The organism is Flavobacterium sp. C3NV, from assembly GCF_046825355.2.
Classification (GTDB): Bacteria; Bacteroidota; Bacteroidia; order Flavobacteriales; family Flavobacteriaceae; genus Flavobacterium.
This window is the reverse complement of record NZ_JBKQBJ020000003.1, coordinates 173,266-185,816: the sequence shown is the minus strand read 5'-3', so window position 1 is coordinate 185,816 and position 12,551 is coordinate 173,266. Positions and strand designations below refer to the sequence as shown.

Sequence of the window (12,551 nt, the reverse complement as noted above, 5' to 3'; positions counted from 1 at the left end):
TTTATCGACTATTCAACTTCGCTTTTTCTTTAATAATATCAGCAATTTTTCTATTCTCGATTTTGCTTTCAAGCCATGAAATAATATCTAAATAAAGAAAAGCTCTTTTTTCATAAGTATTCTTTTCTAATTCAATAAAACGCAAACGCATTTTGATGAATTCTTTTTTGATATCTGCAGGATATAAGTTGTTTAGATTTCTTAAAAACTTGATAATTTCTTTTTGAACCTCATGAAGATCATTCATTTTTATTAGAAACTTATAGGTGTTTTTAAGATGATTTTCAAGATAATAATCTTTTCCAAGCTCATAATGCGCAATTAAAGACAGTAGTCTCGCAAAACACATTAAATCCTCTCGCATTGATAAGTTTTTATTATTAATGATTTTATCCAGATAAAGGATGCATTCATTATACTTTTCGTTTCCAAAATAAATAGAGGCTATTTTATAGAAAAATAACATTTCGTGATGCTCATCAAGATGTTCGCTATGAATTTTTATCTTATCTAAAATCTCCGGAATCAAATATTCGCTTTCGGCAAACGTGCCCTCCAGAATGTGCAAATTCAGCTTATTGTTGTAAACGTATAGAAATGATAGCGATGCAATGTTGTCATTTACAGGGAATTTTTCATCCTGAATTGTTTCTTCTAAAAGAGAAAGGTATTTTTTGAAATTCGATTTGTATTTCAACATATATAAAGATTCCAGAAAGTAATGATTTCCTTTAAGAAAAAATACCGGATTCTGATAAATCATATTTTGGTTGTCATAAAACAACGTTACCCATTTATAGGCATATTTATAACTTGCCAGAAAATCCTGAACAAGAAAACTACGCCATAAATTAGCATTATAAAACCAATACTTTTCGCGAAATCCAAACTTGCTTTCGTCTAACTTGGCAATATGTTTGTTGAAATAATCATCAATGTATTTATATTCCTCATCATTTTTAACGTAACCTGTTTTAAGCATGATTCCGTAAAGCTGAAGCGACAAATTCGATAATTTACTTGAGATGGTATTTCGATAGTTTAATTCTTTGGCCTGAATAACCAATTCATCGGCACGTCCCTGAATACTTCGGGTAATATATTGCGATTCGATTAGTTTTTCGAACTCGACAATCTCATACGCCATATATTTCTCATCATTTTCAAGTGCAATGATTTTTGTCTTATCCAGAATCTTCAAACTCTGTTTATATAAACCTTTATTATATAGGATACCGGCAAAATCTATTTGTTCGCGCAATTGATAACGAATGTTCTGACTAGGAATGTTCAGTCGAATACTTACCAGAATTTGCTTGTATAAGTATGATTTTAAGTTAGATAACTGTACTTTTTTAATGATCCCGCTCTTAAGAATAAGCTTTTCATCGTAGTTTTCAGATTTATCTAAGATATTGAATAATTCGATGAATTTCGTATTTGAACTCGTCTCTAAACGGCTTGCAAAAATCTTAAACTGTCTTTTTTCGGATTTAGAAAGTGATTTTATTAATACAAATAAGAAATCTTTTTGATGGTTAGCCATTGTAAAATATAATAGTATAACTTATTGATTGTTAATTATTTAATACGTGATAAATTGCTTTATGAACAGTATAATTTCATTAAAATGAATTTCGTACTGAAGAAGTACAATATATATTTGTTATCAAGATGTGAAATTACATTAAATAAATGAATATGAATAGAGAGAAAGTTCAAATTTTTGACACCACTTTGCGCGACGGCGAACAAGTTCCAGGATGTAAGTTAGATACTAAACAAAAATTAGTTATCGCAGAACGACTTGATAAAATGGGAGTTGACGTTATCGAAGCAGGTTTTCCTGTGTCAAGTCCGGGCGATTTTTTATCGGTCTCTGAGATTTGTAAAATTGTAGAAAACGCCACCGTCTGCGGACTAACAAGAGCCGTAAAAAACGACATCGATGTTGCTGCAGCTGCGCTAAAGCATGCTAAAAGACCTAGAATCCACACAGGAATCGGAACATCTGAATCTCACATACTTCATAAATTAAATACCACAAGAGAAGATATTATCGCAAGAGCAAAATATGCTGTATCACACGCAAAATCTTATGTAGAAGATGTTGAGTTTTACGCAGAAGATGCCGGACGAACTGATAACGCTTTTTTGGCTAAGGTTTGTGAAGAAGTGATAAAATCTGGTGCTACCGTATTAAATATCCCAGACACAACAGGATATTGTTTACCGGAAGAATACGGAGCAAAAATTAAATATCTAAAAGAAAACGTAAAAGGAATCGAAAACGTGATCCTTTCATGTCACTGTCATAATGATTTAGGAATGGCGACTGCAAACTCTATTGCAGGTGCTATAAATGGAGCAAGACAAATAGAATGTACTATTAATGGTATTGGAGAAAGAGCAGGAAATACAGCGCTTGAAGAAGTAGTAATGATTTTTAAACAACATCCTTACTTAAACTTAGATACCAATATCAATACAAGAGAATTGAACGAAATGAGCCGATTAGTTTCTGAAAGTATGGGAATGATCGTTCAGCCAAATAAAGCTATTGTTGGAGCAAATGCTTTTGCACACAGTTCCGGAATTCACCAGGATGGTGTAATAAAAAACAGAGCAACTTACGAAATCATGGATCCGCTTGATGTTGGTGTCAATGAATCTTCGATTATACTTACAGCAAGAAGCGGAAGAGCTGCTTTGGCTTACCGTGCTAAAAAAGTTGGTTACGAGCTTACAAAAGTACAATTAGATATTGTATACATTGAATTTTTGAAATTTGCCGATATCAAAAAAGAAGTGATAGATGCAGATATTCATCAAATTATTGAAGCTGCTAAAATTCAGGACGAATTAGTTAGAAGCTAGTTGAAAAAAGAAAAAAGAGCAAAGAGCAAAGAAAATAGAATAAAGACGAAAGAACAAAGACAAAAAAATAAGGATTTAAATACATAAAGAACGAGACGTTATGAATTTGAAAATAGCAGTTTTACCAGGAGACGGAATTGGGCCGGAAGTAATTGCACAAGCCAAAAAGGCTTTGTATGCGATTGGAGAAGTGTACAATCATGAATTTGTTTTTGAAGAAGCTCTCATGGGAGCAATTGCTATTGACAAAACGGGAAATCCATTGCCGGAGCAAACACTGAATTTGTGTTTAAATACAGATGCAGTTTTATTTGGCGCCATTGGAGATCCTAAATATGACAATAATCCAAATGCAAAAGTTCGTCCGGAGCAGGGATTGTTAAGGCTTCGTAAAGAGCTTGGATTGTTTGCCAACATTCGTCCTATAAAACCTTACAAAGCTTTGATTGATGCTTCTCCTTTAAAAAGAGAAATTATCGATGGAGCTGATTTTACTATTTTCAGAGAATTAACAGGTGGTGCTTATTTTGGAGCCAAAACATTAAATGAAGAAGGGACACACGCTTCAGACTTATGTGAATATTCAGAAGAAGAAATCACGAGAATTGCACATTTAGCTTTTAAATCGGCACAAAACCGACGCAAAAAGCTGACAATGGTAGACAAAGCAAATGTTTTGGAAACCTCAAGATTATGGAGAAAAGTAGTTCAGAAAGTGAGCGCGAATTATCCAGATGTTGCTTTAGACTTTTTATTTGTGGATAACGCAGCGATGCAATTGATTTTGAATCCAAAACAATTTGATGTGATTTTGACAGAGAATTTATTTGGAGATATTTTATCAGATGAAGCAAGCGTTATTACTGGTTCTATCGGTTTATTGGCATCAGCATCTTTAGGAGAAAAAAATGCTTTGTTTGAGCCAATTCACGGTTCTTATCCTCAGGCAAAAGGAAAAAATATTGCCAATCCAATTGCTTCGATTTTATCAGCAGCAATGTTGTTAGAGCATTTTGGTTTATTCAAAGAAGCAAATGTAATTTATCAGGCGGTTGAAAAAGCAATCGAATATAAAGTTGTTACGGTTGATTTAAAACCAGATTCAAAATTCGGTACAAATGAAGTAGGGGAGTTTGTCTCCAATTTTATTTTCAGCAAGGATGATCTGTTATATTTTAGAAATGACAACGTTCATATCGGACAATCGACGATTGTTTAGGTTTTTTATTAAAATAATGAAATAAATAACAAGAAGTATGTGAAATGTTGAGATTTTATTTTTTTAGTCCTGTAAGTTTTCATACTTTTGTGACACTAAAAAATAAATGATGCAAATCTCAATTATTATTACTTCTGTCGTTGTTGTCAATGTGTTTAGCACATCTGCATCGGGAATGGTATAAATATAATTGAAAAACTATATTAGAAACCTTCCAAATACTGGAAGGTTTTTTTTTGAATAAAAATTAAAATAAAATAATACAATAATGGAATTAAATAAGTACAGCAAAACCATCACTCAAGATCAAACACAACCTGCGGCGCAAGCGATGTTGTATGGTATTGGTTTAACTGAAGAAGATTTGAAAAAAGCACAAGTTGGTATTGTGAGCATGGGTTACGATGGTAACACCTGCAACATGCACTTGAATGATTTAGCAAAAGATGTAAAGAAGGGTGTTTGGGATGCAAATCTGGTCGGACTTATTTTTAATACCATTGGCGTAAGTGACGGAATTTCTAATGGTACCGAAGGAATGCGTTATTCATTGGTTTCCCGTGATGTAATTGCAGATTCTATAGAAACAGTTGTAGGAGCACAATGGTACGATGGTATTATTGCAATTCCTGGTTGTGATAAAAATATGCCCGGAGCTTTAATTGCGATGGGAAGAGTAAATCGTCCGTCTATTATGGTGTACGGAGGATCTATTCACTCTGGAAAATGGAAAGGTGAATCCTTGAATATTGTTTCTGCTTTTGAAGCTTTAGGAAAAAAAGTTAAAAACGAAATTACTCCGGAAGATTTTAAAGGTGTAATTCAAAATGCATGTCCCGGAGCAGGTGCTTGCGGCGGAATGTATACTGCAAATACTATGTCTTCTGCAATTGAAGCATTAGGAATGAGTTTGCCTTACAGCTCTTCGAATCCTGCTTTAAGTCAGGACAAAAGAGATGAATGTCTTGCAGCAGGAGAAGCTATTAAGATATTATTAGAAAAAGATATTAAGCCAAGAGACATCATGACTCGTAAAGCTTTCGAAAATGCCATTACAATTGTTGCAGTTTTAGGAGGTTCTACAAATGCAGTTATGCACTTAATCGCTATGGCCCACGCAGTAGATATCGAAATTACTTTGGATGATTTTCAAGCCATTAATGACAGAACACCTGTATTGGCGGACATGAAACCAAGTGGAAAATACATGATGGAAGATATTCATGAAGTGGGAGGAATTCCTTCTATAATGAAATATTTATTGAAAGTAGGATTGATTCACGGAGATTGTTTGACCGTAACAGGAAAAACAGTAGCAGAGAATTTAGCCAACACTCCTGATTTACAAGACGGACAACAAGTAATCCACGAAATTCAAAAAGCGTTAAAGCCAACTGGAAATATTCAGGTTTTATACGGAAATCTTGCTTCTGAAGGTGCTGTTGCAAAAATCAGCGGAAAAGAAGGAGAATATTTTGAAGGACCAGCTGTAGTTTTTGAAGGTGAATTTGAAGTAATTCCAGGTCTTGAGGCCGGAAAAATAAAACCGGGTAATGTAGTCGTCATCAGGTATTGTGGACCAAAAGGTGGTCCGGGGATGCCTGAAATGCTGAAACCAACATCGGCTATTATTGGAGCCGGATTAGGAAGTACGTGTGCACTTATTACAGATGGCAGGTTCTCTGGAGGTTCACATGGCTTTGTCGTAGGACACATTACACCAGAGGCTTATGATGGTGGCGGTATTGCACTGGTAAAAGATGGTGATTTAATCGCGATCGATGCCGTAAAAAATACAATCGACCTGAAGATATCTGACGAAGAATTTGCAGCTCGTAAAGCGGCTTGGGTTCAGCCACCGCTAAAAGTTACAAAAGGAGTTTTGCTTAAATACGCAAGATCGGTTTCAAGCGCTTCTACAGGTTGCGTTACCGATAAATAATTTTACAATAACAAATAACAATTTCAATTACAATAACGACATCAAAAATCAAGTAGCAATAAAATATAAAAAGATCAATTTAGAATTTATCATTAAAATTGATTTCTGCCATTGCCATTGAATTTTGATATTGAAATTGATTTTTGACATTGAATAAAAGATATACTATGAAAATATCAGGGGCAGAAGCCGTTATAAGATGTTTATTAGCAGAAGGAGTAGATTTGGTTTACGGATATCCGGGAGGAGCCATAATGCCTGTTTACGACGAATTATATAAATTTCAGGATCAATTACACCACGTTTTGGTACGTCACGAACAAGGCGCAACACATGCAGCTCAGGGGTATGCAAGAGCTACAGGAAAAGTTGGGGTGGCAATCGCTACTTCGGGACCGGGAGCTACAAATTTAGTAACCGGAATTGCAGATGCTCAAATAGATTCAACGCCAATGGTTTGTATTACAGGTCAGGTGGGGAAACACTTACTGGGTTCTGATGCTTTTCAGGAAACGGATATTATCGGAATTTCGACTCCGGTAACCAAATGGAATTATCAGGTTACTGAGGCTTCAGAAATTCCTGAAATCATTGCAAAAGCATTTTATATTGCGCGTTCCGGACGTCCGGGGCCTGTATTAATTGATATTACTAAAAACGCTCAGTTTGATGAGTTCGAATTTAGTTATGAAAAATGTACAGGAATTAGAAGTTACGTTCCGGTTCCAAAATTAAATCTGGACAAAGTTGCCGAAGCTGCTGCCTTAATCAATAGCGCTAAAAAACCATTTATCGTTTTTGGTCAGGGAATTATTTTGGGTCAGGCCGAAGAGCAGTTAAAAGCATTAATCGAAAAATCAGGAATTCCGGCAGGCTGGACAATCCTTGGACTTTCGGCTTTGCCTACAGATCATCCGTTAAACGTTGGGATGTTGGGAATGCACGGGAATTACGCGCCAAATTTATTGACTAACGAATGCGATGTTTTAATTGCTCTAGGGATGCGTTTTGACGATCGTGTTACCGGAAACTTAAAAACTTATGCAAAACAGGCAAAAGTAATTCACTTTGAAATTGATCCTGCAGAAGTTGATAAAAACGTAAAAACGGAAGTAGCTGTTTTAGGAGATGTAAAAGAAGCTCTTAATGCGTTATTGCCATTAATTGAGGCAAAATCACATGATTTGTGGCATAACGAATTCAAAGAATTACTTAAGATAGAAGTAGAGACAGTTATAAATGAAGAGCTGAACCCAACAAATAATAAAGGTATTTCTATGGGTGAAACCATGGAAATGATCAACAAACACTCAAAAGGTGATGCTATTATTGTTTCAGATGTTGGACAGCACCAAATGTTTGCTTGCCGTTACGCAAAGTTTAATACTACTAAAAGTAATATTACTTCGGGTGGTTTAGGAACAATGGGATTTGCATTGCCGGCTGCAATTGGAGCCAAAATGGGAAGACCGGATCGCGAAGTGGTAGCTATTATTGGTGATGGCGGTTTTCAGATGACCATTCAGGAATTAGGCACCATTTTCCAGACAAAAGTTCCGGTAAAAATTGTGATCTTAAACAATGAATTCTTAGGAATGGTACGTCAGTGGCAAGAGTTGTTTTTTGATAATAGATATGCTTCAACCAATATGATCAATCCAAATTTTGTTGCCATTGCTGAAGGATATTACATTAAATCTAAAAAAGTAACACAAAGAGAAGATCTGGATGCCGCTGTCGCAGAAATGATGGCCTCAAAAGATTCTTATTTCTTAGAAGTTATGGTCGAAAAAGAGAATAATGTATTCCCAATGATTCCAACAGGAGCTTGTGTTTCTGAAATTAGATTAAGCTAAAAAGAAAAAAGTTTCAGGTTTCAGGTTTCAAGTTTCAAGTTCTCAGCAACGTGAAACCTGAAACTTGGAACAAGAAAAACTTTAAACAAAACAACATGGAAGATAAAACATTTACCATATCGGTATACTCAGAAAATAACGTGGGATTGTTGAATAGAATATCAGGAATATTCTTAAAGCGTCACATTAACATATTAAGCCTAAATGTTTCAGAATCAGAAATAGAGAATGTTTCAAGATTTATTATCGTTGTAAATACAACGGAGAAATGGGTTCAGAATATTGTGGGGCAAATTGAAAAACAGATTGAAGTTATAAAAGCTTTTTATCATACAGATGAAGAGACTATTTATCTTGAAAATGCTTTGTTTAAAATTGCTTCAAGTTTATTGTTTGATGAAAAACAAATTCAAAATATCATCAAAGAAAGTCAGGCAACAATCGTAACCGTTTCTCGTGATTTCTTCGTGATTTCAAAATCAGGAAGACGTTCTGAAATTGAAGAATTATATGCAAAATTCAAACCTTACGGCATTATGCAATTTGTACGTTCGGGCAGAATATCAGTTTCTAAACAAAAAATGGAAATTTCATCTTTGCTAGAAACATTCAAATAGTATCATCTTAGTTACATATTAATCAATTATTAAATTACAACACTCATTAAATATTAAAAACAAAATGGCAAATTATTTCAATACATTACCACTTAGATTACAATTAGAACAATTAGGCGTTTGCGAATTTATGGAGCAATCAGAATTTGCAGACGGAATTTCAGCATTAGCAGGAAAAAAAGTTGTCATTGTAGGCTGTGGTGCACAAGGTTTGAATCAGGGTTTAAACATGAGAGATTCCGGATTAGACATTTCATATGCATTACGTGCAGATGCAATCGCTGAAAAAAGAGCTTCTTATAAAAATGCTACTGAAAACGGTTTTACAGTAGGTACTTACGAAGAATTAATTCCAACTGCTGATCTAGTTTGTAACTTAACACCAGATAAACAACATACTGCTGTAGTTACTGCCATTATGCCATTAATGAAACAAGGATCTACATTAGCATACTCTCACGGATTTAATATTGTTGAAGAAGGAATGCAGATTCGTAAAGATATTACGGTAATTATGTGTGCGCCTAAATGTCCAGGTTCTGAGGTTCGTGAAGAATACAAAAGAGGATTTGGTGTGCCAACACTTATCGCAGTTCACCCTGAAAATGATCCAAACGGTGCTGGTTTAGACCAGGCAAAAGCTTATGCTGTAGCAACCGGAGGACACAAAGCAGGAGTTTTAAAATCATCATTCGTAGCTGAAGTAAAATCAGATTTAATGGGTGAGCAAACTATTCTTTGCGGATTATTGCAAACAGGATCTATTTTATGTTTTGATAAAATGGTCGAAAAAGGAATCGAACCTGCATATGCTTCAAAATTAATTCAGTACGGATGGGAAACTATCACTGAAGCTTTGAAGCATGGTGGTATTACCAATATGATGGATCGTTTATCAAATCCTGCAAAAATCGAGGCTTACGAAATTGCTGAAGAATTAAAAGACATCATGCGTCCGTTATTCCAAAAACACCAGGATGATATTATTTCAGGAGAATTCTCAAGAACTATGATGATTGACTGGGCTAATGACGATAAAAATTTATTGACATGGAGAGCTGCTACAGGAGAAACTAACTTTGAGAAAACAGCTCCAACAGATGCTCCAATTTCTGAGCAGGAATATTTTGATAATGGAGTTTTAATGATTGCAATGGTTAAAGCTGGTGTAGAATTGGCTTTCGAAACCATGACAGAAGCTGGAATTATCGAAGAATCAGCTTACTATGAGTCATTACACGAATTACCTTTGATTGCAAACACTATTGCAAGAAAAAAATTATTTGAAATGAACCGTGTTATTTCGGATACAGCAGAATATGGTTGTTATTTATTCGATCACGCTTGTAAACCGTTATTGACGGAGTATATGAAAACTGTTGAAACTAACATTATAGGAAAACCATTCTCAACTTCTAACGGAGTAGACAATGCAATCTTAATAGCAGTAAACAAAGAAATTCGTCAACACCCTATCGAAGAAGTAGGAGCATGGTTGAGAGAGTCAATGACTGCAATGAAAAAAATTGGATAATAAATTGGGAATTACCACACATTCGGTTGTGGAATTTGCACTGTATCTTTGTTTTGTATGATATTTTGAATTAGTAAGCACTTATTAAAAAAAATGGATATAGATGCATATTGCATTCACTTAACTTCTGCGAGTAAGTAAGTTAAGTGAAGCTAATCCCTAATGAGGGGTATATTTAGTAAAAAATATACTTGTTGAAGTTTCATTATAATTAATATAGCTGCTGCTATTTTCAAAATAGACCGATGCATTGTAATACAGAATTACAAAATTAATTGTTATTGAAATTGTTAAAATAAAAAGGCATGGTATTTATTTACTGTGCCTTTTTTGCGACATGCTTTTTTGTTAAAAAAAGTAAAATTTTATACTTTATGTAGAAAAAGGCAATATTTTTTTTAATATGTGTTTTTTTTAGACAAAATTTATGAATTAAATAATTTTAAGAATACGCTGATATTTAATACATTTATAAAAAAATTCCAAAAACATATGAGTTATTATAAAATTGAAAATTTAGAACAATATTTTAAACATTACAATAAGTCAATAAGGGAACCAAGGAAGTTTTGGGGGAAGATTGCTGAAGAAAATTTTACCTGGTACCAACAATGGGAAAAAGTAGTTGATTTTAATATGGCTGATGCCGAAGTGAAATGGTTTACTGACGCAAAAGTTAACATTACCAAAAATTGCATCGATAGACACTTAAGTAAAAGAGGAGAAAAAACGGCGATTATTTTTGAACCAAACGATCCCTCAGAAAGTGCTTTACATATAACGTATAACGAACTATACGAAAGAGTTTCGAAAATGGCGAATGTTTTGCGTGAGCAAGGTGTTCGTAAAGGAGACAGAGTTTGTATTTATTTACCAATGATTCCTGAATTGGCTGTTGCAGTATTAGCTTGCGCGAGAATAGGGGCAATTCACTCTGTTATTTTTGCAGGATTTTCAGCTTCGGCAGTTTCTGCAAGAATCAACGATTGCGAGTGTAAAATGGTAATTACTTCAGATGGAGGTTACAGAGGAAACAAAAACATTGACCTAAAAGGAATTGTAGATGAAGCATTAGATACTTGCCCGTCTGTTTCTAACGTTTTGGTTGTAAAAAGAACAAACACTGATGTTAAAATGAAAGAAGGACGTGACCAATGGTTACAACCTTTATTAGATGCGGCTTTAGATAATAGCGTTGCTGAAATCATGGATGCAGAAGATCCTTTATTTATTTTGTATACCTCTGGATCTACAGGAAAACCTAAGGGAATGGTGCATACCACAGCCGGATATATGGTTTATACAGCCTATACTTTTAAAAATGTTTTTAGTCACGAAGAAAATGATATTTTCTGGTGTACTGCAGATATTGGTTGGATTACAGGTCACTCTTATATATTATACGGACCATTATTAAATGGAGGAACAACCGTGATTTTTGAAGGAGTTCCGTCTTATCCGGATTTTAGCCGTTTTTGGGATATTATCGAAAAACACAAAGTAACTCAGTTTTACACAGCTCCAACCGCTATTCGTTCATTAGCAAAAGAAAGTTTAGATTATATTCAAAAATATCCTCTAAAATCACTTAAAGTTATTGGATCAGTAGGCGAGCCAATCAACGAAGAAGCATGGCACTGGTTTAATGACCACGTTGGAGATAAAAGATGTCCAGTGGTTGATACTTGGTGGCAAACAGAAACTGGTGGAATCATGATTTCTCCAATTGCTTTTGTAACACCAACAAAACCAACTTATGCTACGTTGCCATTACCAGGAATTCAGCCTGTTTTAATGGATGAAAAACGCAATGAGATTGAAGGAAATCAGGTTGTAGGTAGTTTGTGTATTAAATTTCCATGGCCTGGAATTGCCAGAACAATCTGGGGAGATCACCAACGTTATAAAGACACTTATTTCTCTGCTTTCCCTGGAAAATATTTTACAGGAGACGGAGCTTTAAGAGACGAAGTTGGATATTACAGAATCACCGGTAGGGTAGATGATGTTGTAATTGTTTCCGGACATAACTTAGGAACAGCTCCTATCGAAGATGCAATCAACGAGCATCCAGCGGTTGCTGAATCTGCAATTGTTGGATTCCCACACGATATTAAAGGAAATGCTTTATATGGTTTCGTAATTCTAAAAGAAACTGGAGAGTATAGAGACAGAGCCAACTTAACCAAAGAGATCAATCAATATATTTCTGATCATATTGGACCAATTGCTAAATTAGATAAAATTCAGTTTGTATCTGGTTTACCAAAAACACGCTCAGGAAAAATCATGCGTAGAATTTTACGTAAGATTGCCGAAGGCGATTATTCTAACTTTGGAGATACTTCAACGTTATTGAATCCTGAAATTGTGGAAGAAATTAAGAATGAAAGAATTTCTTAATTCTGAAAGTAAATAGACAAATAAAAATGCCTCTTAATTTTTTAAGAGGCATTTTTTATATGTGTAAATCAACTAAGTTCTAATATTTGTCAGACTGAGCGGA

General features: G+C 34.6%; 8 protein-coding genes. 7 read left to right on the top strand and 1 reads right to left on the bottom strand.

What is annotated here, in order from left to right:
* Position 1: 1 nt before the first annotated feature.
* A complete protein-coding gene (locus tag ACIDC4_RS05975; protein ID WP_412042176.1) occupies positions 2-1,546 on the bottom strand; it encodes a hypothetical protein in 1,545 nt (514 codons plus the stop codon).
* 155 nt (positions 1,547-1,701) lie between these two features.
* On the opposite strand from ACIDC4_RS05975, the gene ACIDC4_RS05970 reads away from it, so the two are divergent.
* The 7 genes from ACIDC4_RS05970 (at position 1,702) to acs (ending at position 12,448) form a co-directional block, all read left to right on the top strand.
* The gene (locus ACIDC4_RS05970; RefSeq protein WP_230038621.1) at positions 1,702-2,877 is read left to right on the top strand and encodes a 2-isopropylmalate synthase; all 1,176 of its coding nucleotides are present in this window, start codon (positions 1,702-1,704) and stop codon (positions 2,875-2,877) included.
* Between the two features lie 100 nt (positions 2,878-2,977).
* A complete protein-coding gene (gene leuB, locus ACIDC4_RS05965) occupies positions 2,978-4,096 on the top strand; it encodes a 3-isopropylmalate dehydrogenase (RefSeq protein ID WP_412042175.1) in 1,119 nt (372 codons plus the stop codon).
* A gap of 268 nt (positions 4,097-4,364) precedes the next feature.
* Positions 4,365-6,038 (top strand): dihydroxy-acid dehydratase, encoded by a 1,674-nt coding sequence (ilvD, locus tag ACIDC4_RS05960; protein WP_412042174.1) that lies wholly within the window; start codon positions 4,365-4,367, stop codon positions 6,036-6,038.
* Positions 6,039-6,205: 167 nt separating this feature from the next.
* A complete protein-coding gene (gene ilvB / locus ACIDC4_RS05955) occupies positions 6,206-7,894 on the top strand; it encodes a biosynthetic-type acetolactate synthase large subunit (RefSeq protein WP_412042173.1) in 1,689 nt (562 codons plus the stop codon).
* 95 nt (positions 7,895-7,989) lie between these two features.
* The gene (gene ilvN / locus ACIDC4_RS05950) at positions 7,990-8,511 is read left to right on the top strand and encodes an acetolactate synthase small subunit (RefSeq protein WP_065450139.1); all 522 of its coding nucleotides are present in this window, start codon (positions 7,990-7,992) and stop codon (positions 8,509-8,511) included.
* A 64-nt stretch (positions 8,512-8,575) separates the two neighbouring features.
* Positions 8,576-10,045 (top strand): ketol-acid reductoisomerase, encoded by a 1,470-nt coding sequence (gene ilvC, locus ACIDC4_RS05945; RefSeq protein ID WP_412042172.1) that lies wholly within the window; start codon positions 8,576-8,578, stop codon positions 10,043-10,045.
* A 492-nt stretch (positions 10,046-10,537) separates the two neighbouring features.
* The gene (acs, locus tag ACIDC4_RS05940; RefSeq protein ID WP_412042171.1) at positions 10,538-12,448 is read left to right on the top strand and encodes an acetate--CoA ligase; all 1,911 of its coding nucleotides are present in this window, start codon (positions 10,538-10,540) and stop codon (positions 12,446-12,448) included.
* The last annotated feature ends 103 nt before the right edge of the window (positions 12,449-12,551 follow it).